The organism is Erwinia sp. L03-1 (assembly GCF_058686115.1).
Genome location: NZ_CM178762.1, coordinates 2,884,219 through 2,906,827, shown reverse-complemented (window position 1 = coordinate 2,906,827; position 22,609 = coordinate 2,884,219). Strand labels below are relative to the sequence as shown.

Annotated in this window: 17 protein-coding genes; 16 read left to right on the top strand and 1 reads right to left on the bottom strand. The window is 56.8% G+C overall.

Translation table 11 applies throughout. The features are described from left to right. Positions 1-192: 192 nt before the first annotated feature. From serC to AC4PCC_RS13370, 12 genes are all read left to right on the top strand, one after another. Positions 193-1,278, top strand: a complete 1,086-nt coding sequence (gene serC, locus AC4PCC_RS13425; protein WP_492124854.1) for a 3-phosphoserine/phosphohydroxythreonine transaminase — start codon at positions 193-195, stop codon at positions 1,276-1,278. A gap of 93 nt (positions 1,279-1,371) precedes the next feature. Next, a complete protein-coding gene (gene aroA / locus AC4PCC_RS13420; RefSeq protein ID WP_492124853.1) occupies positions 1,372-2,655 on the top strand; it encodes a 3-phosphoshikimate 1-carboxyvinyltransferase in 1,284 nt (427 codons plus the stop codon). A 210-nt stretch (positions 2,656-2,865) separates the two neighbouring features. Further along, positions 2,866-3,552 carry a (d)CMP kinase gene (gene cmk / locus AC4PCC_RS13415; RefSeq protein ID WP_492124852.1) on the top strand — a complete coding sequence of 229 codons (687 nt, stop codon included), beginning with the start codon at positions 2,866-2,868 and terminating at the stop codon, positions 3,550-3,552. Positions 3,553-3,680: 128 nt separating this feature from the next. Next, a complete protein-coding gene (gene rpsA, locus AC4PCC_RS13410; RefSeq protein ID WP_067702841.1) occupies positions 3,681-5,354 on the top strand; it encodes a 30S ribosomal protein S1 in 1,674 nt (557 codons plus the stop codon). A gap of 81 nt (positions 5,355-5,435) precedes the next feature. Beyond that, on the top strand, positions 5,436-5,720 hold the full coding sequence (gene ihfB / locus AC4PCC_RS13405) for an integration host factor subunit beta (protein ID WP_067702844.1): 285 nt from the start codon (positions 5,436-5,438) through the stop codon (positions 5,718-5,720). Positions 5,721-6,002: 282 nt separating this feature from the next. Further along, positions 6,003-8,267: a ComEC family protein gene (locus AC4PCC_RS13400; protein WP_492124851.1), complete on the top strand. Its 2,265-nt coding sequence runs from the start codon at positions 6,003-6,005 to the stop codon at positions 8,265-8,267. A 35-nt stretch (positions 8,268-8,302) separates the two neighbouring features. Then, complete coding sequence (msbA, locus tag AC4PCC_RS13395; protein ID WP_492124850.1) at positions 8,303-10,051, top strand: lipid A ABC transporter ATP-binding protein/permease MsbA; 1,749 nt, start codon at positions 8,303-8,305, stop codon at positions 10,049-10,051. Beyond that, the gene (gene lpxK, locus AC4PCC_RS13390) at positions 10,048-11,028 is read left to right on the top strand and encodes a tetraacyldisaccharide 4'-kinase (RefSeq protein ID WP_492124849.1); all 981 of its coding nucleotides are present in this window, start codon (positions 10,048-10,050) and stop codon (positions 11,026-11,028) included. Before msbA ends, lpxK begins: the two co-directional genes overlap by 4 nt. 108 nt (positions 11,029-11,136) lie before the next feature. Further along, positions 11,137-12,345 carry a winged helix-turn-helix domain-containing protein gene (locus tag AC4PCC_RS13385; protein WP_492124848.1) on the top strand — a complete coding sequence of 403 codons (1,209 nt, stop codon included), beginning with the start codon at positions 11,137-11,139 and terminating at the stop codon, positions 12,343-12,345. An 83-nt stretch (positions 12,346-12,428) separates the two neighbouring features. Then, on the top strand, positions 12,429-12,611 hold the full coding sequence (locus AC4PCC_RS13380) for a Trm112 family protein (protein ID WP_492124847.1): 183 nt from the start codon (positions 12,429-12,431) through the stop codon (positions 12,609-12,611). Beyond that, a complete protein-coding gene (gene kdsB, locus AC4PCC_RS13375) occupies positions 12,608-13,354 on the top strand; it encodes a 3-deoxy-manno-octulosonate cytidylyltransferase (RefSeq protein ID WP_492124846.1) in 747 nt (248 codons plus the stop codon). The genes AC4PCC_RS13380 and kdsB overlap by 4 nt, the downstream gene beginning before the upstream one ends. A gap of 110 nt (positions 13,355-13,464) precedes the next feature. Further along, positions 13,465-14,355 carry a fructosamine kinase family protein gene (locus AC4PCC_RS13370; RefSeq protein ID WP_492124845.1) on the top strand — a complete coding sequence of 297 codons (891 nt, stop codon included), beginning with the start codon at positions 13,465-13,467 and terminating at the stop codon, positions 14,353-14,355. On the opposite strand, the gene elyC is transcribed toward AC4PCC_RS13370, so the two are convergent. Further along, complete coding sequence (elyC, locus tag AC4PCC_RS13365) at positions 14,332-15,123, bottom strand: envelope biogenesis factor ElyC (protein WP_492124844.1); 792 nt, start codon at positions 15,121-15,123, stop codon at positions 14,332-14,334. The genes AC4PCC_RS13370 and elyC overlap by 24 nt on opposite strands. 127 nt (positions 15,124-15,250) lie before the next feature. On the opposite strand from elyC, the gene cmoM reads away from it, so the two are divergent. Genes cmoM through mukB form a run of 4 tightly spaced genes read left to right on the top strand, consistent with a single transcriptional unit; the run spans position 15,251 to position 22,526 of the window. Continuing rightward, positions 15,251-16,042: a tRNA uridine 5-oxyacetic acid(34) methyltransferase CmoM gene (cmoM, locus tag AC4PCC_RS13360; protein WP_067702869.1), complete on the top strand. Its 792-nt coding sequence runs from the start codon at positions 15,251-15,253 to the stop codon at positions 16,040-16,042. After that, positions 16,035-17,357 (top strand): chromosome partition protein MukF, encoded by a 1,323-nt coding sequence (mukF, locus tag AC4PCC_RS13355; protein ID WP_067702872.1) that lies wholly within the window; start codon positions 16,035-16,037, stop codon positions 17,355-17,357. Before cmoM ends, mukF begins: the two co-directional genes overlap by 8 nt. Continuing rightward, on the top strand, positions 17,338-18,066 hold the full coding sequence (gene mukE / locus AC4PCC_RS13350) for a chromosome partition protein MukE (RefSeq protein WP_492124843.1): 729 nt from the start codon (positions 17,338-17,340) through the stop codon (positions 18,064-18,066). Before mukF ends, mukE begins: the two co-directional genes overlap by 20 nt. Continuing rightward, entirely contained in the window at positions 18,063-22,526 is a 4,464-nt protein-coding gene (gene mukB / locus AC4PCC_RS13345; RefSeq protein WP_492124842.1) for a chromosome partition protein MukB, read from the top strand. The genes mukE and mukB overlap by 4 nt, the downstream gene beginning before the upstream one ends. The last annotated feature ends 83 nt before the right edge of the window (positions 22,527-22,609 follow it).

Below are 22,609 nucleotides of genomic sequence, written 5' to 3'. Positions count from 1 at the left end.
TCTTTTTGGGTTGTGCAGAAAGCGCGTAATGATACGGGGTTTCTTAATGAATCGCTATATCGCTCTCCGTCGGGGTAATGATAACGCGGCGGGAGCGGGTCGGCTGTCAGGATAAAACATTGCAGCAGCGGGGAGGCAATGATAAAACCGATAGCAGAAGAGAATCGTTTGAACTGAAAGTGGTGAGGGGAAATGAGTCAGGTATTCAATTTTAGCTCCGGCCCAGCAATGCTGCCGGTGGAAGTGCTTCGTCGTGCCGAACAGGAACTTCGTAACTGGCAGGGCTTAGGGACGTCCGTTATGGAGATAAGCCACCGCAGTAAGGAATTCACTCAGGTCGCGCAGGATGCCGAAAGAGACTTTCGCGATTTGCTAAAAATTCCAGCCAATTACAAGGTGTTGTTCTGTCACGGCGGCGCGCGCGCGCAGTTTGCGGCGGTTCCACTTAACCTGCTGGGTGAGCACGGCACGGCAGATTATATAGACGGCGGGTACTGGGCGCACAGCGCGATCAAAGAAGCCTGTAAATACTGCACCCCGAACGTGATTGATGCCAAAACCACCGTTGATGGCCTGCGCGCGAATACGCCGATGAGCAGCTGGAGGCTTTCCGATGACGCGGCCTACGTTCATTACTGCCCGAACGAAACCATCGACGGCCTCGCGATTCATGAAGAGCCGGACTTTGGTGACAAAGTGGTGGTCGCCGATCTCTCTTCAACCATTCTTTCACATCCGATTGATGTGTCCCGCTACGGCGTTATCTATGCGGGGGCGCAAAAAAATATTGGTCCGGCTGGCCTGACGCTGGTGGTGGTGCGTGAGGATCTGCTGGGTAAGGCCAGCAAAGTGCTGCCCTCGGTGCTTGATTACCAGGTGCTCAGCGACAACGACTCCATGTTCAACACGCCGCCGACCTTTGCCTGGTATCTTTCCGGACTGGTGTTTAAGTGGCTGAAGGAGCAGGGCGGCGTCTCTGAGATGGATAAGCGCAACCAGGCGAAAGCCGATCTGCTCTACGGGACCATCGACAGCAGCGCGTTTTATCGTAATGACGTCGCCACTGGCAACCGCTCGCGGATGAATGTGCCTTTCCTGCTGGCCGACGCGTCGCTGGACGACCTCTTTATTGAGGAGTCACTGGCGGCGGGTCTGCATGCGCTGAAGGGGCATCGCGCGGTAGGGGGCATGCGCGCCTCAATCTATAACGCTATGCCGCTGGAAGGCGTCCAGGCGCTGACCGACTTTATGCAAGACTTTGAACGCCGCCACGGCTGAACCGCCCTGCGCAGCAACGGCGTGACTCATCCTCACTGAAACCTCGCGAAGCTGCGGGGTTTCACCGTATTTATTCTGGAGAAAAGCTCTTAAATGGATTCCCTGACCTTACAACCCATTGCCCTGGTAGAGGGCACCGTCAATCTGCCGGGTTCTAAAAGCGTGTCCAATCGCGCCCTGCTGCTGGCCGCTCTGGCGTCGGGCACGACGCGTCTGACCAACCTGCTGGACAGCGATGATGTTCGCCATATGCTGAATGCCTTACAGGCGCTTGGCGTAAACTATCAGCTTTCCACCGATCGTACCGTTTGTGAGGTCACCGGTCAGGCTGGCCCGCTACAGGCTCAGGGATCGCTGGAGTTATTTTTGGGTAATGCCGGAACGGCGATGCGACCGCTGGCCGCCGCACTTTGCCTGGGGCGTAATGATATCGTGCTGACCGGCGAGCCGCGCATGAAGGAGCGTCCGATTGGCCATCTGGTTGACGCGCTGCGTCAGGGCGGAGCGGAGATCGACTATCTTGAGCAGGACAACTATCCACCGCTGCGCCTCAGAGGCGGTTTTAACGGCGGCGAGGTGTCAGTGGATGGCTCCGTCTCAAGCCAGTTTCTGACGGCGCTGCTGATGACCGCACCGCTGGCGAAAAGGGACACCAGGATCGTTATTAAAGGCGATTTAGTGTCCAAACCCTATATTGATATCACCCTTAATCTGATGGCGACCTTCGGCGTGACCGTGAAAAACGATCATTACGGCGTGTTTCATATCACCGGCAATCAACGCTATGTCTCACCGGGCGATTACCTGGTCGAGGGAGATGCCTCATCCGCCTCCTATTTTCTGGCTGCCGCCGCCGTTAAAGGGGGAACCGTTAAGGTGACCGGCATTGGGCGCAACAGCGTTCAGGGCGATATCCGGTTTGCTGACGTACTGGAAAAAATGGGTGCCGTTATTGAATGGGGCGACGACTACATCGCCTGTACGCGCGGCGAACTGAACGCAATCGATCTGGATATGAATCATATTCCCGATGCGGCAATGACCATTGCTACCGCCGCACTGTTCGCCAAAGGCACCACGGTATTGCGCAATATCTACAACTGGCGCGTCAAGGAGACCGACCGTCTGGCCGCGATGGCCATCGAGCTGCGTAAGGTCGGTGCGGAAGTGGAGGAGGGGAACGATTACATTCGTGTGACGCCGCCCGCCGCTATTCGGTATGCGGAGATTGGCACCTATAACGATCATCGTATGGCGATGTGCTTCTCCCTGGTCGCGCTTTCCCCTTCGCCGGTTACCCTTCTCGATCCGGGCTGTACCGCCAAAACGTTCCCGGATTATTTCGAGCAGCTTTCCCGCATCAGCACGCTGGCATAAATCTGTAAATCCGCTGCTGAAAGTGCAGCGGATATTCAGCCTCCTGCCAGCGAGCGCCTGATATTCTCTGACGACATTTTGCGCATGTCGTGCACTTTTTTGGAAGCGACTATGCTTAAGGGGTAACGATCCTGGCGTAAGGTGCGTATAATGCGCGGCGATATTTGCCTGAGGCGTTTTTCTCAGGCATTACAGCTACAGGAGAACGACATGACGGCTATAGCTCCGGTGATCACGATTGATGGTCCAGGCGGTGCCGGTAAAGGGACCTTGTGTAAAGCGATGGCAGAGGCGTTGCAGTGGCATCTGCTGGATTCTGGCGCAATATACCGAGTGCTGGCGCTGGCGGCGCTTCATCATCAGGTGGACATTACGTCTGAAGAGGCCCTTGTACCGATTGCCGCTCATCTTGACGTTCGCTTTGTCTCTACCGAAGGTGAACTGGACGTTATCCTGGAAGGTGAAAACGTTTCGGCTGAAATCCGTACCCAGGAGGTGAGTAATACGGCATCAAAAGTCGCCGTCTTTCCACGGGTGCGCGAGGCGCTTCTGCGCCGTCAGCGGGCGTTTCGCGAGGCGCCTGGCCTGATTGCCGACGGCCGCGATATGGGAACCGTGGTTTTTCCGGATGCCCCGGTAAAAATCTTCCTTGATGCCAGTTCAGAAGAGCGCGCTCAGCGGCGTATGCTACAGTTGCAGGAGAAGGGCTTTAGTGTTAACTTTGAGCGCCTTTTATCCGAGATAAAAGAACGTGATGAACGCGACCGTAATCGCGCCATTGCGCCACTGATACCGGCAGAGGACGCGCTGGTGCTGGATTCAACCAGCATGACGATTGAGCAGGTTATTGAAATTTCGCTTAATTATGCGCGTGAGAAACTTTCTTTGCCGCAGTGATACCCGGGCCCAGCTGGCCCGAAAGTTTATCTAACCCTGTGATATGGACGTCATGGGGCATGTGAAACAACCCCACCCGTCAGGATGTCAGGTGGACGTTAAATTGAAGAATCCATAAGATTATCAATATGACTGAATCTTTTGCTCAACTATTTGAAGAATCCCTAAAAACAATCGAAACCCGTCCGGGTTCCATCGTTCGTGGCGTTGTTGTCTCAATCGACAAAGACGTCGTTCTGGTTGATGCGGGCCTGAAATCTGAATCTGCAATTCCTGCAGAGCAGTTCAAAAACGCAGCCGGCGAACTGGAAATCCAGGTTGGCGACGAAGTTGACGTTGCTCTGGATGCAGTGGAAGACGGCTTCGGTGAAACCCTGCTGTCCCGTGAGAAAGCTAAGCGTCACGAAGCATGGATCACGCTGGAAAAAGCTTACGAAGACGCTGAAACTGTTACCGGTGTTATCAACGGCAAGGTTAAAGGTGGCTTCACTGTTGAGCTGAACGGTATTCGTGCGTTCCTGCCAGGTTCACTGGTTGACGTTCGTCCGGTACGCGACACGCTGCACCTGGAAGGCAAAGAGCTTGAGTTCAAAGTAATCAAGCTGGATCAGAAGCGTAACAACGTGGTGGTTTCACGTCGTGCCGTTATCGAATCCGAAAACAGCGCAGAGCGCGATCAGCTGCTGGAAAACCTGCAGGAAGGCATGGAAGTTAAAGGTATCGTTAAGAACCTGACTGACTACGGTGCATTCGTTGATCTGGGCGGCGTTGACGGCCTGCTGCACATCACTGATATGGCCTGGAAACGCGTTAAGCATCCAAGCGAAATCGTGAACGTTGGTGACGAAATCAACGTTAAAGTGCTGAAGTTCGACCGCGAGCGTACCCGTGTTTCTCTGGGTCTGAAGCAGCTGGGCGAAGATCCATGGGTTGCTATCGCTAAGCGTTACCCGGAAACCACTCGTCTGACTGGCCGCGTAACCAACCTGACCGACTACGGCTGCTTCGTTGAAATCGAAGAAGGCGTTGAAGGCCTGGTACACGTTTCAGAAATGGACTGGACCAACAAAAACATTCATCCGTCTAAAGTTGTTAACGTTGGCGATGTTGTTGAAGTTATGGTTCTGGATATCGACGAAGAACGTCGTCGTATCTCCCTGGGTCTGAAGCAGTGTAAAAACAACCCATGGCAGCAGTTTGCAGAGACCCACAACAAGGGCGACCGCGTTGAAGGTAAAATCAAGTCAATCACTGACTTCGGTATCTTCATCGGCCTGGACGGCGGCATCGACGGCCTGGTTCACCTGTCTGACATCTCCTGGAACGCTACCGGAGAAGAAGCGGTTCGTGAATACAAGAAAGGCGACGAAATCGCTGCTGTGGTTCTGCAGGTTGACGCAGAGCGCGAGCGTATCTCCCTGGGCGTTAAGCAGCTGGCAGAAGATCCGTTCAACAACTACGTCTCTCTGAACAAGAAAGGCGCGATTGTTAACGGTAAAGTGACTGCTGTTGATGCTAAAGGTGCTACAGTTGAATTAGCAGACGGCGTGGAAGGTTACCTGCGCGCTTCTGAAGCTTCACTGGACCGCGTTGAAGATGCGACTCTGGTTCTGAACGTCGGCGACGATGTTGAAGCGAAATTTACTGGCGTTGACCGTAAAAACCGCGTTGTTAGCCTGTCTGTTCGTGCGAAAGACCAGGCTGACGAGAAAGAAGCCATCAACACTGTTAACACCAAACAGGAAGAAGGTAACTTCTCCAGCGCTATGGCTGAAGCATTCAAAGCTGCTAAAGGCGAGTAATAGCTTTTGCCATCAGGGCGGCACAGGTCGCCCTGATAACCGTTACTGTCAGAGCTTTTCCAAGGATTAACCGGAGGTTTTATGACCAAGTCAGAACTTATAGAACGACTTGCTGGCCAGCACTCTCATATTCCGGCGAAAGTCGTTGAGGATGCGGTAAAAGAGATGCTTGAGCATATGGCTACTACCTTAGCCGATGGCGAACGCATTGAAATCCGGGGTTTCGGCAGTTTCTCTTTGCACTATCGCGCTCCGCGTACCGGCCGTAACCCTAAAACGGGTGACAAAGTAGAGTTGGAAGGGAAGTACGTTCCACACTTTAAACCGGGAAAAGAGCTGCGGGATCGCGCAAATATCTACGGTTAAGGCTTACAGCATTACAGCGATAAAACGACACTTCGGTGTCGTTTTTTTTTGCCTGCAATAAACGTCTGCCAGACGCATCCTCTATTCCGGAAATACCAGTGTCCATCTTTCATAGTTGTATCCTGTTCACCGGGCAGTAATGGAAGCGGTCGCGCAATTATCCCCCATTAGCTGTAACACGCCCAAATAGTTTGCGGTGCCTGCCCCAGCCCACTGATTCCGCCGCTGATTTCCTTCCCTGATACATGGACACTGGTATTCCCGGAATAAAGGAGTGCCGACATGCCTTATTCTCTTACCCGATTGTCTGTGTGGGTCATTATTGCCACATTGCCGCTGACGATCCTGCCATCGCTGCCGGGGAGCAGATTTGACGCATTGCTGATGATTACGGCGGGCCTGCTGCTGATTCTGCGAAGGTGGGGGGCAAGCGATCTGGCAATGATTATGCTGATCGTTGTCTGGTCGGTCAGCGCAGGCCGCAGCATCGGGCAGCAGATAACCGGGTTAAGCACTGGCCCGGTTGACGCGGTGGTGCGTATCGAACAGCTTCTGCCCCAGTCAGAGCGGGTGAAGTTACGCCTTCTACAGGTCGGCGGCAGGCCGGTCTTTCCGCCCATTTATGCACTGGTAAAAGCACAGAGTGAACCTGTTACTTACTGTGCAGGTCAGCGCTGGCAGATGAGGCTCAGGTTGCGACCCGTTCACGCGCGGCTGAATGAGGGCAGCTTTGATGCACAGCGTTTCGCTCTGGCTAACCAGACGCCGTTGACGGGAAGAATTCTCGCAGCGGCTCTCGTAACACCGGCGTGCAGCTGGCGGCATCGCGTCATAACCGCAAGCAGGGAAAACTACGGGCATTTAGTCTGGCAGTCAGTAATCTCGGCGCTGGCCTTCGGTGAGCGGGGCGATATCAACCGTGAAACCAGCCAGCTGCTGCGGGAAACCGGCACGGCACATCTGATGGCGATATCAGGAATGCATATTGGCCTTGCGGCCAGTCTTGGCTGGGTGTTTGCCCGACTGATGCAGCTGGGGTTTGCCCCGCGATGGATTGGCTACCGCTTCCCTGTGCTCCTCAGCCTGCTGGCAGCGCTGATATACACCTGGCTTTCCGGCGGCAATCCTCCTGCAATTCGTGCGATGCTGGCACTCAGCGCCTGGAGTCTGCTCCGACTGGGTGGGATCTGTTGCAGCAACTGGCAGGTATGGTGTATGTGCATTGGTTTGATACTGTTCTTTGAGCCGCTAAGCATGCTGTCTGACAGCCTCTGGCTCTCGGCCGTGGCGGTAGCGGGCCTGTTGATTTGGTTTCACTGGTTTCCACTCCCGGCCAGGTTTATGCGGAAAAAACGCTGGCTGCTGCTGCGGCTTTTGCATGTGCAGTGTGGCATGTTCCTCCTGCTGTTACCGATTCAGGTCGTCATTTTTCACGGCTTTAGCCTCAGCGCGCTGCTGGCGAATCTCTGGGCCATACCAATTATTACTCTGCTGACCGTCCCTCTTTTGCTGTGTGCCATCATTGTTACTCCCCTTACGTCCTTAAGCCAGCTGCTGTGGTGGGGCGCGGACAGAACGCTGGCAGTGACATTTCTGCCCCTGAGGGCGCTGCCGACGGCCTGGCTGGACGTTAATACGCTGGCGCTATGGCTGAGCGGGCTGGCATGGCTGCTCATTCTCGCTGTACGCTTCGGCAGCTGGCGAACCTCACCCCTGACGCTGGTGGCCTTTACGGTATCGCTGCTCTGCTTTCGTCTTAATACGACCCGAGCGGACTGGCGGGTCGATATGCTGGACGTGGGGCATGGGCTGGCAGTGGTGATATCCCGAGGAGGGCAGGCTACGCTTTATGATACCGGGAATCGCTGGGAAAGCGGCGACGCGGCACTCAGCCAGATCCTGCCCTGGCTAAAGTGGCAGGGCCTGACGCTGGATCAGGTGATTATCAGCCACCAGCACCTTGACCATATGGGAGGGCTGGCCAGTATCCAGCGCGCGTTTCCGGGTATCCGCGTTCGCAGCAATCCCGGTGCGGAGGGGCATTTGCCCTGTCACCGGGGCATAGTCTGGCAGTGGCAGGGGCTGAACTTTCGGGTACTGTGGCCTGAGGAGGGGGAGAAGCGGGCCGGTAACGATCACTCCTGCGTGGTTTCTGTGAGCGACGGGAAATGGCGTGTGCTGTTAACCGGCGACATTGAGTCAAAAACTGAGCATCACCTGGTGAGGTTTTATCCCGCCGAGCTACCCGCTGACGTATTGCAGGTGGCGCATCACGGCAGCGGCACGTCATCTTCGCCGCCTTTTCTCAGAACCGTTTCCGCACGGGTGGCACTCGCCTCGGTGGCGCGCTACAGCGCCTGGCGACTCCCCGCCAGCCGCGTGATGATGCGCTATAAGCAGAATTGCTATCAGTGGTATGACACGGCGGTTGAGGGGCAGGTGAGTATTCATTTTTTTGCTGAAAATTGGTTTGTCAAAGGGTTAAGAGCGCAAATAATGCCCCGTTGGTACCATCAGTGGTTTGGCGTACCACGTTATTCCAGGTAGAATAAGCGGCTATTTCATTTAAAGCTGGTTAAATAATGCATCAGGATAAAGATCTCTCCACCTGGCAGACATTCCGTCGCCTCTGGCCGATGATCGTGCCGTACAAAACGGGTTTGATTGTGGCAGCGATTGCGCTGGTACTCAACGCAGCGGGCGATACCTTAATGCTGTCACTGCTGAAACCGCTGCTGGACGACGGTTTTGGCAAGGCGAACTCTTCCGTACTGATTTGGATGCCGCTGGCCGTTATCGGTCTGATGCTGATCCGCGGCGTTACCAGCTACATCTCCAGCTACTGTATTTCATGGGTGTCAGGTAACGTGGTGATGGGCATGCGTCGTCGGCTTTTCAGCCATATGATGGGCATGCCGGTGGCCTTTTTCGATCAGCAGTCTACCGGGACGCTGCTTTCCCGCATCACCTATGACTCCGAGCAGGTGGCCTCGTCGTCATCAAGCGCGCTGGTGACCGTGGTACGCGAAGGCGCTTCGATTATTGGCCTGTTTATCATGATGTTTTACTACAGCTGGCAGCTGTCGCTGATTTTGATTGTTCTGGCGCCTATTGTCTCGTTAGCCATTCGCACCGTTTCAAAGCGCTTTCGCAACATCAGTAAAAATATGCAGAACACCATGGGCCATGTGACGGCCAGCGCTGAACAGATGCTGAAAGGGCATAAAGAAGTGCTAATCTTTGGCGGTCAGGAAGTGGAAAGTGAGCGCTTTGGTCGGGTGAGTAACCGCATGCGCCAGCAGGGCATGAAGCTGGTTTCAGCCTCTTCTATTTCCGATCCGATTATTCAGCTTATTGCCTCCCTGGCGCTGGCGTTCGTGCTTTATGCCGCCAGCTTCCCCGGCGTGATGGCAACGCTGACGGCCGGTACGATCACCGTGGTATTCTCATCCATGATCGCGCTGATGCGTCCGCTTAAATCCCTTACCAACGTTAACGCCCAGTTCCAGCGCGGTATGGCCGCCTGCCAGACGCTGTTTTCTATTCTGGACAGCGAACAGGAAGTGGATACCGGCACCCGTACCCTGGAGCGTGCGAAAGGCGACGTTGAGTTCCGCGAGGTCACCTTCACCTATCCTGGCCGTGAAACTCCCGCTTTGCACCGTATCAATCTTGCGATTCCGCAGGGCAAAACGGTCGCCCTGGTCGGACGCTCAGGCTCGGGTAAGTCCACTATCGCCAGCCTGATGACGCGCTTCTACGATATTCAGCAGGGTGAGATTTTACTGGACGGTCACGATCTGCGTGAATATACCCTCAGCTCCCTGCGCGATCAGGTGGCGCTGGTGTCGCAGAATGTGCATCTGTTCAATGACACCGTCGCCAATAACATTGCCTATGCGCGCAGTGAGAAGTACAGCCGTGCTGACATTGAGAAAGCCGCTTCAATGGCCCATGCAATGGACTTTATCAACAAAATGGATAAGGGCCTGGACACCATCATTGGCGAAAATGGCGTTCTGCTTTCCGGTGGTCAGCGCCAGCGTATTGCTATCGCCCGCGCGCTGCTGCGCGATTCGCCGATTCTGATCCTGGATGAAGCGACCTCGGCGCTGGATACGGAATCAGAACGCGCGATCCAGTCCGCGCTGGACGAATTGCAGAAAAACCGCACCTCACTGGTTATTGCCCACCGCCTCTCTACCATTGAAAAGGCCGATGAAATTGTGGTGGTGGAAGATGGTTACATCGTTGAACGTGGCAGCCACAGCGATCTGCTGCTGCATAAGGGCGTCTATGCTCAGCTGCACAAAATGCAGTTTGGTCAATGATTGAACGTCTCTGGAGCGGCAGGTCGCCGCTTTACCTGCTGCTCCTGCCCCTGAGCCTGCTGTACGGACTGGTCAGTAACCTTATCCGGCTCAGCTACGTTTGGGGCTGGCGGCGTGCCTGGCGGGCACCGGTTCCCGTTGTGGTGGTGGGGAATCTCACCGCCGGGGGAAATGGAAAAACGCCGGTGGTTATCTGGCTGGTGGAAGCGCTGCAAAAGCGTGGCTTCCGCCCCGGCGTGGTATCGCGCGGTTACGGCGGACGCGCAGCGCATTACCCGCTGGTGCTTGACTCTTTTACCTCCACCCAGCAGGCGGGCGATGAGCCGGTGCTGATCTATCAGCGCACCGGCGCTGCCGTGGCGGTCTCACCGGTCCGGCGCGACGCGGTGCAGGCGCTGCTGGCGAAGGGCGAGGTTGACGTGATTATCAGCGATGATGGCCTGCAACACTATGCGCTGGAGCGTGATGTTGAGATTGTGGTGGTGGATGGACAGCGTCGATTCGGCAACGGCTGGTGGCTGCCTGCCGGGCCGATGCGCGAACGCGTTTCCCGCCTGCGTGGCGTTGATGCCGTTATTACCAACGGCGGTGAGGCGCAGGCGGGTGAAATCGCGATGACGCTGCTACCCGGCCTGGCGGTGAATGTGAAAACTCATGAGGTACAGCCGCTCTTTGCGCTTAACAACGTGGTGGCGATGGCCGGGATTGGCCATCCGCCGCGCTTTTTTGCCACGCTGCGCCAGCAGGGTGTTTGCCCGGTCAGAGAAGTCCCCTTTGCCGACCATCAAAACTACACCGCTGCACAGTTAACGGCGCTTACGGAACCCGACCAGCTGCTGCTGATGACGGAAAAAGACGCGGTGAAAGCACGCGCCTTTGCCGCCGATAACTGGTGGTATCTGCCGGTGGAGGCCCAGATCCAGGCATCACAGGCAGCCACGCTACTGGATCGCATCACCGCGTACCTCTCCCGCTAACGACGTGAAACGCGGTGCCTCCTGAGCCACGAGGCGCATCATTCACTCGCTCGTAACATTCATGCGAATTACGCTAAACTCAGTGCATCTTTTGCCAGGGGATGCCTTATGTCCACCCTCCAACTCTCTCTTAAACAGGCTCGCCAGCTCCATCTTGCGGCGCAGGGTTTACTGCGCCCCCCGAAGTGCAAAGCGCAGTTTTGCGACCTGCTTAGCACCCTGCGTCAGATGTCTCTGTTGCAGATAGATACGATTAATGTGGTTGCCCGCAGTCCTTACCTGGTCCTGTTCAGTCGCCTGGGTGACTACCCGCAGGCCTGGCTGGGCGAGGCACTCTCCAGCGGAAAACTGTTCGAATACTGGGCGCATGAAGCCTGCTTTATTCCGGCAGAAGATTACCCGCTGCTGCGCCACCGGATGCTTAGTCCGCACCGTCTTGGCTGGAAATACAACAGGGAGTGGATGCAGACGTGGCAGCAGGAAATCAGCCAGCTTTTACAGCATATTGAGAAAAACGGCCCGGTCAGATCGGCTGATTTCACCGCGCCTGCCGGACAAAAGCCAGGCTGGTGGTCATGGAAGCCGCATAAAAAACACCTTGAAAATCTGTTCAGCGCAGGCGAGCTGATGGTGACCGAGCGGCGTAATTTCCAGCGGGTCTACGACCTTCGCCAGCGCGTATTGCCAGACTGGGACGATGCACAGCATGCACTGAGTGAGGAGGACGCGGTGGGGCAGATGCTGCGCAATACCGCCGCCAGCCTCGGCCTGTTTAAGCCCGGCTGGCTCGCGGATTATTATCGCCTCAAGCGCGCGCCGGTTACTGAAGCCCTGGCCAGCTGGCTGGACAACGGCGAGGTAGTGGCCGCAGAGGTTGAGACCCTGGGACGCTGCTATCTCCATCAGTCGCTGTTTCCCCTGCTGGAAGCCATTCCACAGCCTACTCATACCGCGATACTTTCTCCTTTTGATCCGGTCGTGTGGGATCGCAAACGGGCGCGGGAGCTGTTTAATTTCGATTACCGGCTTGAGTGCTATACGCCAGCCGCAAAGCGCCAGTTTGGCTACTTTGTGCTACCGATCCTCCATCGCGGCGCGCTCAAAGCAAGAATGGATGCCAAAATGCTGCGTAAAGAGAAAGTCCTGGTCGTCAGGCAGCTCTGGCTGGAGCCAGGGGTGAGTATGACTCAGGGAATGCTGCACGATTTCCGACAGGCCCTCTCCCGCTTTGCACGCTGGCAGGGGGCAGAGTCGGTATTGCTGGAAAATCTTCCTGCCGCGCTGGCCGGAGAATGGGGCAATGGCTGGATGCTGTAAGTTTGACGTCAGGGGGTAACTGCTCTGCGCCGTGCTATGATATTCTGACCATCCTGTCCGATCGGGTCCACCAGGGAGATACCATGGATCACCGTTTACTTGAAATTGTTGCCTGTCCTGTTTGCCACGGCAAACTCTATTACAGCAAAGCTAATCAGGAACTTATCTGCAAGCCTGATGGTCTGGCTTTCCCGGTGCGCGACGGCATTCCGGTATTACTGGAAACCGAATCGCGCGCGCTGACGCTGGAAGAGATTCATCCATGAGTTTTGTGGCAATCATTCCTGCGCGCTTCGCCTCCACGCGCCTGCCGGGTAAACCGCTGGTCGATATCCACGGCAAACCGATGGTGGTTCACGTTATGGCCCGTGCGCTGGAGTCGGGCGCAGAGCGGGTGATTGTGGCGACCGACAACGAAGAGGTCGCGCGCGCGGTCGAAGCCGCAGGGGGAGAGGTCTGCATGACCCGTGCCGATCATCAGTCCGGCACCGAACGTCTGGCGGAAGTGATCGAACGCTATCAGTTTCCTGACGAGACGATCATTGTCAATGTACAGGGCGATGAGCCGCTGATCCCGCCGGTTATCATCCGTCAGGTGGCGGATAATCTGACTACTAGCGAAGCCGATATGGCTACGCTGGCGGTACCGATCGAATCCGCGGAGGAAGCGTTCAATCCCAACGCGGTGAAGGTGGTGCGTGATGCGAAAGGCTACGCGCTATACTTCTCCCGCGCGCCGATCCCGTGGGATCGTGAGCGCTTCACGGCCTCACGCGATACCATCGGCGACGGGTTTCTTCGCCATATTGGCATTTACGGCTATCGTGCAGGGTTTATCCGCCGCTACGTGAGCTGGGAGCCGAGTCCGCTGGAGCAGACTGAGCTGCTGGAGCAGCTGAGAGTGCTGTGGTACGGCGAAAAGATCCACGTTGACGTTGCCAGAGCCATTCCCAGCGTGGGCGTGGATACACCAGAAGATTTGGCGCGCGTCCGGGCGGCCATGCAGTAATTTTTCGGGGCCAGCCCAGGCCCCGCAGATTTTTTCCGCTCACAACTCTGCCTTGTCGCCGCCACGGCCTGCTTACCCAATAGCCTCGTTTACACCGCTAAGGAGGAGTAATGGAACAGCTTCTTTCAGAACTGTCGCTGGTACTGGGCGAGCATCTCAGTCGCCTGGAGCGCATTAGCGAACAGCCTTACGCCAGCCTGTACTTCCTGTATGACCGGGAGGGCCACTCGATGCCGCTGGTGGCGAAATATTTCACCGTCAAAGAGATGGCCGCACAGGAAGCCGGTAAGCTTTCGGTGCTGGCGCAGGAGAGTAGCGTACATGTGCCGCGGGTCTGGGGGCTGGTGACCAGTCAGCGGCCACCGCAGCATGAGGTCCTGCTTCTCGAAAGGATGGACGGCGTATCGGTAGAGGCCCCTACGCGCTCCCCGGCACGCTGGCATCAGCTACAGGATCAGATCGTCGATGCGCTGCTGACCTGGCACCGGGTAGAGAGCAATGGTCTGGTGGGCAGCGTCGACAGCACGCAGGAGAACACCTGGCCCACGTGGTATGCGCAGCGCGTCTCGGTGCTGTGGTCCACGCTGGGATTTATGCAGCCGAAGATGCTGTCGCAGCAGGACTACGCCGTGCTGAATCGCAGTCGTAAAGGCCTTGCCGGCCTGATGGCCGACTTCAAGGATCCCTGCGTACTGGTGCACGGCAATCTCAGGCTGCGCAGCCTGATTAAGGGCCGGGACGATCGACTGCTGTCGATCTGCGATCCCGGCCGGCTGCTCTGGGCCCCACGTGAGTACGACCTGACCCGCCTGTGTGAGGAAGGGCCGGCAGAATCGCTGTTATATCACTATCTTCAGCGGGCGCCCGTAGACGAAGGCTTTATCGCCCGGCGCTGGCTCTATCTGATGTGGGATCAGATTGACAGCCTGATGCATTTTGGCCAGTTCGATCGGGCGACATTTGACCGCGCCGCGCGTTCACTCCTCCCCTGGCTTAGCTGAGTCCGGATCACTGCCCGCCGTGATCCGCTGCCAGAGTCGACCCATCGTTTCGTACAGCGCCCGATCGCTGTGCCCCAGCCACTGCGGAGAGGGCAGCACTTTCTCCCAGATATTCAGCGGAGAGTGGATAGCCAGCTGGTTCGCTGGCGCAGGCAGAGGATGCAGCCCCTGCTGATGAAAGAAAATCATTGCCCTCGGCAGGTGTGACGCTGAGGTCACCAGCAGGAAAGGGCGGTCGCCGACCACTTTTGCCACTTCCCGAGCCTCCTGGCGGGTATCCCGCGGCTTATCCAGCCGAATGATATCCGCGTCCGGCACTCCCAGCGACTGTGCAACGCGGGCAGTGACCTCAGCGGAGCTGACCGGATTGGTCTGTGCAGCCGCGCCGGTAAAGATCATCTTCGACCCCGGATTCTCCCGCCACAGCCGGATCCCCTCAGCCAGCCGGGGCAAACTGTTATTCAGCATATTGGCGCTGGGCGCCCACGCGGCATTCCAGGTGTAGCCGCCGCCCAGGACCACGACGTAGTCGACCTTCTGCTGGTTCCTCCAGGTGGGATACTGGTTTTCAATCGGTGCCAGCAGTGAATCCGCCACCGGCTGCAGGCTCAGCGCTAACAGCAGCAGCCAGGCAACGGAGAGGGTAATTTTGCCCGTTTTCTGCCAGCGGCTGAACCAGAGTAATAAAATTCCTACTGCCATGAGAATCAGCAGCACGGGCAGGGGCAGCAACAGCCCGCCAGTCGCTTTTTTTAACGCAAAAAGCATGGAAAAAAGCTCCATTTGTCCGAAAAAACGCCACCCAAAAGCGAAGCGGCGACTGAAAGGTTCATTCTCCGCCAGTGTATGTCAAAATAGCGCCCTGAATCACCTACTGAGCCGCCGGAGCCAGAACATGCAGCAGGATCGCAACTTTGATGATATCGCTGAAAAATTTTCTAAGAATATTTACGGTACCACAAAAGGCCGCATCCGGCAGGCCATCGTCTGGCAGGAGCTGGAGGATATTCTTGCGTCGCTGCCGCCGGGACCGCTACAGGTTCTTGACGCGGGCGGCGGCGAAGGGCAAACCGCCTGCGGCCTGGCTGCCAGAGGCCATAACGTGCTGCTTTGCGATCTCTCCGGCGAGATGTTAACGCGCGCGCGCTGTCATGCCGAAGAAAAAGGTGTGAGCGACAACATGCAATTTAAACAAATTAGCGCACAACAGGTCGCTCAACATTTGGATAAGCCCGCCGATCTGGTATTGTTTCACGCGGTGCTGGAATGGGTGGCGGATCCCGAAGCCGTTCTTGCGGCACTCTATGACACGCTGGCCCCAGGCGGCGTACTGTCGCTGATGTTTTACAATCTCAACGGCCTGACGATGCAAACCCTGGTGCTGGGGAATTTTGGTTATATGCAGGCAGATTTGCGCAAGCGTAAGCGAAAAACGCTCTCTCCCGATTTTCCCCGTGACCCACAGCAGGTTTATGGCTGGCTGGAGAATGCCGGGTTCAGCATAGAAAACAAAGCTGGCGTACGCGTGTTTCATGACTATATGCGCGATAAAAATAAGCAGACTGAGCGATTTGACGAGGTTCTGGCGCTGGAGAAACGTTTTTGCCGTCAGGAACCCTTTTTAAGTTTGGGCCGTTACATCCACGTTACCGCGCGGAAACCCACAAACAGGACGAACCATGAGTGAACTTTCCCAGACCGTACCGGAGCTGGTCGCCTGGGCGCGAAAAAATGACTTTTCCGTCTCACTGCCTACCGAAAGGCTGGCGTTTTTGCTGGCCATTGCCACCCTCAACGGGGAGCGTATGGATGGTGAAATGAGCGAAGGTGAACTGATTGATGCTTTCCGTCACGTCAGTGAAGGATTTGAACAAACCAGCGAAACGCTGACCAGTCGTGCTAATAACGCTATCAACGACATGGTACGTCAGCGCCTGCTTAACCGCTTTACCAGTGAGTTCTCCGAAGGCAACGCTATCTACCGGCTGACCCCGCTGGCCATCGGTATTACCGACTACTACATTCGCCAGCGTGAGTTTTCCACGCTCAGGCTGTCAATGCAGCTCTCTATCGTCGCCGGCGAACTCAAGCGCGCGGCGGACGCGGCGGCGGAAAACGGCGATGAATTTCACTGGCATCGTAACGTCTTCGCCCCGTTGAAATACTCCGTGGCGGAGATTTTTGACAGTATCGACATCACCCAGCGCATCATGGATGAGCAGCAGCAGGCGGTGAAAGACGATATCGCGCAGCTGCTGAATAAGGACTGGCGCGCGGCCATCTCCAGCTGCGAGCTGCTGCTTAATGAAACCTCAGGTACGCTGCGTGAGCTACAGGACACGCTGGAAGCCGCAGGCGACAAACTACAGGCTAATCTGCTGCGCATTCAGGATGCGACGATGAACAGTCCCGATCTGGGCTTCGTCGACAAGCTGGTGTTCGACCTGCAAAACAAACTCGACCGCATTATCAGCTGGGGCCAGCAGGCCATTGACCTGTGGATCGGCTACGACCGACACGTCCATAAATTTATCCGTACCGCCATTGATATGGATAAAAACCGCGTATTTGCGCAACGATTACGCCAGTCGGTACAGAACTATTTCGACCAGCCCTGGGCGTTAACCTACGCCAATGCCGATCGCCTGTACGACGTGCGTGATGAAGAGCTGACGCTGCGCAATGAAGAGGTAACCGGCGAGCTGCCTTCCGAGCTGGAATACGAAGAGTTCAGCGAGATCCGCGAGCAGCTGGCCGCCATGATTGCCGAGGCGCTGGCCATCTACAAGGCGCAGCAAAAGCCGCTTAATCTCGGTGCGGTAATGCGTGATTATCTGGAGCAGTATCCGCGCGCGCGCCATTTTGACGTGGCGCGAATCGTTGTCGATCAGGCCGTGCGCTTAGGCGTGGCTGAAGCAGATTTCTCCGGCCTGCCCGCTGAGTGGCAGGTCATTAATGATTACGGAGCCAGGGTGCAGGCGCATGTCATCGATAAATATTGAACAAGTAATGCCGGTTAAGCTGGCGCAGGCGCTGGCTAACCCACTTTTCCCGGCGCTGGACAGCCAGCTGCGAGCGGGTCGACACGTCGGGATTGAGGAGCTGGACAACCACGCTTTTCTGATGGATTACCAAGAGTATCTGGAAGAGTTCTACGCGCGCTATCACGTTGAGCTTATCCGCGCCCCCGAAGGTTTTTTCTATCTGCGTCCGCGTTCGACCACGCTGATCCCGCGCTCGGTGCTCTCCGAACTGGATATGATGGTAGGCAAGATCCTCTGCTACCTCTATCTCAGCCCGGAGCGATTAGCCAATGAGGGAATTTTCACCCAGCAGGAGCTGTATGACGAGCTGGTGACGCTGGCAGATGAAAGCAAGCTGCTGAAGCTGGTTAACCAGCGCTCGACCGGTTCCGATCTCGACCGCCAGAAGCTACAGGAAAAAATGCGCGCGTCGCTCAATCGCCTGCGACGCCTCGGCATGGTGTGGTTTATGGCCAATGACAGCAGCAAGTTTCGCATTATTGAATCGGTATTTCGCTTTGGTGCCGACGTGCGCAGCGGAGACGATGCGCGCGCAGCCCAGCTGAGAATGATCAGGGACGGTGAGGCGATGGCGATTGATGGCGGCCTGATGCTGAATGATGAAAGCGATGGGGAAGGAGAGGCGCAGAATCGCCCATCCGACAACGCAGAGGATGAACAGGAATGATTGAACGCGGAAAATTTCGCTCGCTGACGCTGGTCAACTGGAACGGTTTTTTTGCCCGAACCTTCGACCTCGATGAGCTGGTCACCACGCTTTCCGGCGGCAACGGTGCCGGTAAGTCCACTACCATGGCCGCCTTTATCACCGCGCTGATCCCCGATCTGACGCTGCTGCACTTCCGTAATACCACCGAGGCGGGGGCAACCTCCGGGTCCCGCGACAAGGGTCTGCACGGTAAGCTGCGTCCCGGCGTCTGCTATGCAGCACTGGATGTGGTCAACTCGGTGCACCAGCGGGTGATCGTTGGCGTACGCCTGCAACAGGTTGCCGGACGCGATCGTAAGGTCGATATCAAACCTTTTAGCATTCACGGACTGCCGACCTCCATTAACCCGACGGAAATCCTTACCGAAACCGTTAATGCGCGTCAGGCGCGCGTGCTGCCGCTCAGCGAGCTGAAAGAGAAGTTCGAAGCGATGGAGAGCGTCCAGTTTAAGCAGTACAACTCCATCACCGACTACCACTCCATGATGTTTGATATGGGGATCGTGGCCCGACGCCTGCGCTCAGCGGCGGATCGCAGCAAATACTATCGCCTGATTGAAGCCTCGCTTTACGGCGGTATTTCCAGCGCCATTACCCGCTCGCTGCGCGATTACCTGCTGCCGGAAAACAGCGGTGTGCGTAAGGCATTTCAGGATATGGAAGCCGCCCTGCGCGAAAACCGCATGACGCTTGAGGCTATCCGCGTTACGCAGTCTGACCGCGACCTGTTTAAGCATTTGATTTCTGAGGCAACCAGCTACGTTGCCGCGGACTATATGCGCCACGCCAATGAGCGTCGTATCCACCTTGATGGCGCGCTATTGCAGCGCAGTGAACTGCTGAGCAGCCGCAAGCAGCTTGCTGCCGAGCAGTACCGACACGTTGATATGTCGCGCGAACTGGCTGAGCACAGCGCAGCGGAAAGCGATCTTGAAACGGACTACCAGAGTGCCAGCGATCATCTTAGCCTGGTGCAGACCGCGATGCGTCAGCGGGAGAAAATCGAACGCTATGAAGGCGATATCGACGAGCTGACCTTCCGGCTGGAGGAGCAGAGCGAGGTAGTGGCCGAAGCGCGTGAAGTCCATGAGGACAATGAGGCGCGCGCAGAGGCAGCGGAGCTGGAGGTTGATGAACTGAAAAGCCAGCTTGCTGACTACCAGCAGGCGCTGGATGTGCAGCAAACGCGCGCAATTCAGTATCAGCAAGCGCTACAGGCGCTGCAACGCGCGCAGCAACTCTGTCAGATCCCCGCACTGAGCGTGGACAACGCGGAAGAGTGGCAGGAGACGTTCCAGGCAAAAGAGCAGGAGGCGACCGAACGCCTGCTGATGCTGGAACAGAAAATGAGCGTGGCCGGGGCGGCGCACAGCCAGTTTGAACAGGCATTTGAACTGGTGACCCGCATTGCCGGACCCGTCAGCCGTAGCGAAGCGTATCAGACCGGGCGCGAGCTGCTGCGTGATGCCAGTAATCAGCGCTACCACGCCGACCAGCTTCAGTCCCTTCGCGGGCGCCTGGCCGAAATGGAACAGCGGCTGCGCGAACAGCAGGACGCGGAGCGGCTGCTTAATGATTTCTGCAAGCGTCAGGGTCAGCAGGTCGATCCGCAGGAGCTTGAAGGATTGCAGCACGGCCTGGAGGCGCAAATCGAGTCGCTGGGCGAAAGCGTTGCGGATGCCGGTGAACGCCGCATGGAGATGCGTCAGGAGCTGGAACAGGTGCGTGAACGCATCGCCCGCCTGACGCGTCAGGCACCGCAGTGGCTGGCCGCGCAGGATATTCTCAGCCAGCTGAGCGAACAGTCCGGGCAGGCGCTGGAAAACAGCCAGCAGGTGACTGAATTTATGCAGATGCTGCTGGAGCGCGAGCGTGAACTCACCGTTGAGCGTGACGAGGTTTCCAGCCGCAAACGCAGGGTGGAGAACAAGATCGAACGTCTCAGCCAGCCGGGAGGGGCCGAAGACGCCCGCCTGAATACGCTGGCCGAGCGCTTTGGCGGCGTGCTGCTGTCCGAGATTTACGACGATGTAACGATCGACGATGCCCCGTACTTCTCTGCGCTTTACGGTCCTGCCCGCCACGCCATCGTCGTTCCCGATCTGTCTCGGATCCGTGAACAGCTGGACGGGCTGGAAGAGTGTCCCGAAGATCTCTATCTCATTGAAGGGGATCCGCAGTCGTTTGACGACAGCGTATTTAACGTCGAGGAGCTGAATAAAGCGGTGGTGGTGAAGTCTGGTGAGCGCCAGTGGCGCTACTCCCGCTTTCCAAAAGTGCCGCTGTTTGGCCGCGCCGCCCGTGAAAATCAACTTGAACTCCTGCATGCGGAGCGTGAGACGCTGGCAGAACGCTATGCCACGCTCTCCTTTGACGTGCAGAAAACGCAGCGACTGCATCAGTCGTTCAGCCGCTTTATCGGCACCCATCTCGGTGTGGCCTTTGACCCGGATCCGGAAGCGGCTCTGCGCCAGCACAATGCGCGTCGCGCGGAGCTGGAGCGCGCAATAAGTGCGCATGAAGAGGAAAATCAGCAGCAGCGTCAGCAGTTTGAACAGGCGAAGGAGGGCATTTCGCAGCTGAACCGTCTGATGCCTCGCGTCAGCCTGCTGATGGATGAAACGCTCCAGGATCGCTACGACGAGCTGCTGGAGCGGCTGGACGAAGCGCAGGAAGCGGCGCGCTTCCTGCAACAGCAGGGAAGCGCCCTGGCGAAGCTTGAGCCGCTGCTTTCTGTACTGCAAAGCGACCCCGAGCAGCACGAGCAGCTCAAGCTTGACTATGCCCAGGCCAGTCAGGTGCAGCGCGATGCGCGTCAGCAGGCGTTTGCCCTGACCGAAGTCGTCCAGCGCCGCGCGCATTTTGGCTATGTTGATTCGGCGGGTATGCTGGATGGCAATAGCGATCTGAATGAGAAGCTGCGTCAGCGTCTAGAACATGCCGAAGCTGAGCGGGCGCGGGCGCGCGAAAAGCTGCGTGGTCATCAGGCGCAGTTTACCCAGTATTCTCAGGTGCTGGCGTCGCTGAAAAGTTCTTACGACGCTAAGCGCGATATGTTGAAAGAGCTTCAGCAGGAGATGCAGGATATCGGCGTTCAGGCCGATGCCAGCGCCGAGGAGCGCGCGCGCCTGCGCCGGGATGAACTCTATACGGCCCTGAGCAACAACCGCGCACGGCGCAATCAGCTGGAAAAACAGCTCACCTTCTGTGAAGCAGAAATGGATGCGCTACAGAAAAAACTGCGTCGTGTCGAACGTGACTACCATCAGAGCCGTGAGCAGGTGGTGAGCGCCAAGTCTGGCTGGGTGGCAGTATTGCGCCTGGTGAAGGATAACGGCGTTGAGCGCAGGCTGCATCGCCGCGAGCTGGCCTATCTGGGCGGAGATGAGTTGCGGTCCATGTCGGATAAAGCGCTGGGTGCGCTGCGTCTGGCGGTGGCAGACAATGAACACCTGCGGGACATCCTGCGCCTGTCGGAGGATCCTAAACGTCCTGAGCGCAAAATTCAGTTCTTTATCGCCGTTTATCAGCACCTGCGTGAGCGTATCCGGCAGGATATTATCCGCACCGACGATCCGGTCGAAGCGATTGAGCAGATGGAAATTGAGCTGGGCCGTCTGACCGAAGAGCTGACGGCGCGCGAGAAGATGCTGGCAATCAGCTCGCGCAGCGCGGCGAACATTATCCGCAAAACCATTCAGCGCGAGCAGAACCGTATTCGCCAGCTCAACCAGGGGCTGCAAAGCGTCAGCTTTGGCCAGGTGAAAAGCGTCCGGCTCAACGTTAACGTGCGGGAAACTCATGCGACGCTGCTGGACGTGCTGTCGGAAGAGCATGAGCAGCATCAGGATCTGTTTAACAGCAATCGCCTGACCTTCTCAGAGGCGCTGGCTAAACTCTACCAGCGCCTGAATCCGCAGATTGATATGGGACAGCGCACGCCGCAAACCATTGGTGAAGAGCTGCTGGATTACCGTAACTACCTTGAAATGGAAGTTGAGGTTAACCGCGGTTCTGATGGCTGGCTACGTGCGGAGAGTGGGGCGCTGTCAACCGGTGAGGCGATCGGTACCGGGATGTCTATTCTGGTCATGGTTGTGCAGAGCTGGGAAGAGGAGTCACGACGCCTGCGCGGCAAGGATATTTCTCCTTGTCGACTGCTGTTCCTTGATGAAGCCGCGCGCCTTGATGCGAAATCCATCGCGACGCTGTTTGAACTGTGCGACCGCCTGGGAATGCAGCTGATCATCGCTGCGCCGGAAAACATCAGTCCGGAGAAGGGAACCACCTATAAACTGGTGCGTAAAGTGGTTAATAATGTCGAACACGTTCATGTAGTGGGGCTGCGCGGTTTTGCTGCGGAACCGACTGCCGCGAATACGGCAGACGAGACGCCTGAGCACCAGGCCTCGTCCTGATAACAGGTGAAATTTTCCGCCGTCAGATATAGATAAAAAACTGACGGCAGATTACTCTACCTGGGGCATTAGCGGTTCACGCT

Coding starts and splice junctions, on each gene's coding strand:
- cmoM (WP_067702869.1), top strand. CDS start 15,251: ATGCAGCAGGATCGCAACTTTGATGATATCGCTGAAAAATTTTCTAAG.
- rpsA (WP_067702841.1), top strand. CDS start 3,681: ATGACTGAATCTTTTGCTCAACTATTTGAAGAATCCCTAAAAACAATC.
- aroA (WP_492124853.1), top strand. CDS start 1,372: ATGGATTCCCTGACCTTACAACCCATTGCCCTGGTAGAGGGCACCGTC.
- cmk (WP_492124852.1), top strand. CDS start 2,866: ATGACGGCTATAGCTCCGGTGATCACGATTGATGGTCCAGGCGGTGCC.
- mukF (WP_067702872.1), top strand. CDS start 16,035: ATGAGTGAACTTTCCCAGACCGTACCGGAGCTGGTCGCCTGGGCGCGA.
- msbA (WP_492124850.1), top strand. CDS start 8,303: ATGCATCAGGATAAAGATCTCTCCACCTGGCAGACATTCCGTCGCCTC.
- mukB (WP_492124842.1), top strand. CDS start 18,063: ATGATTGAACGCGGAAAATTTCGCTCGCTGACGCTGGTCAACTGGAAC.
- AC4PCC_RS13370 (WP_492124845.1), top strand. CDS start 13,465: ATGGAACAGCTTCTTTCAGAACTGTCGCTGGTACTGGGCGAGCATCTC.
- AC4PCC_RS13380 (WP_492124847.1), top strand. CDS start 12,429: ATGGATCACCGTTTACTTGAAATTGTTGCCTGTCCTGTTTGCCACGGC.
- AC4PCC_RS13400 (WP_492124851.1), top strand. CDS start 6,003: ATGCCTTATTCTCTTACCCGATTGTCTGTGTGGGTCATTATTGCCACA.
- elyC (WP_492124844.1), bottom strand. CDS start 15,123: ATGCTTTTTGCGTTAAAAAAAGCGACTGGCGGGCTGTTGCTGCCCCTG.
- kdsB (WP_492124846.1), top strand. CDS start 12,608: ATGAGTTTTGTGGCAATCATTCCTGCGCGCTTCGCCTCCACGCGCCTG.
- AC4PCC_RS13385 (WP_492124848.1), top strand. CDS start 11,137: ATGTCCACCCTCCAACTCTCTCTTAAACAGGCTCGCCAGCTCCATCTT.
- lpxK (WP_492124849.1), top strand. CDS start 10,048: ATGATTGAACGTCTCTGGAGCGGCAGGTCGCCGCTTTACCTGCTGCTC.
- mukE (WP_492124843.1), top strand. CDS start 17,338: ATGTCATCGATAAATATTGAACAAGTAATGCCGGTTAAGCTGGCGCAG.
- serC (WP_492124854.1), top strand. CDS start 193: ATGAGTCAGGTATTCAATTTTAGCTCCGGCCCAGCAATGCTGCCGGTG.
- ihfB (WP_067702844.1), top strand. CDS start 5,436: ATGACCAAGTCAGAACTTATAGAACGACTTGCTGGCCAGCACTCTCAT.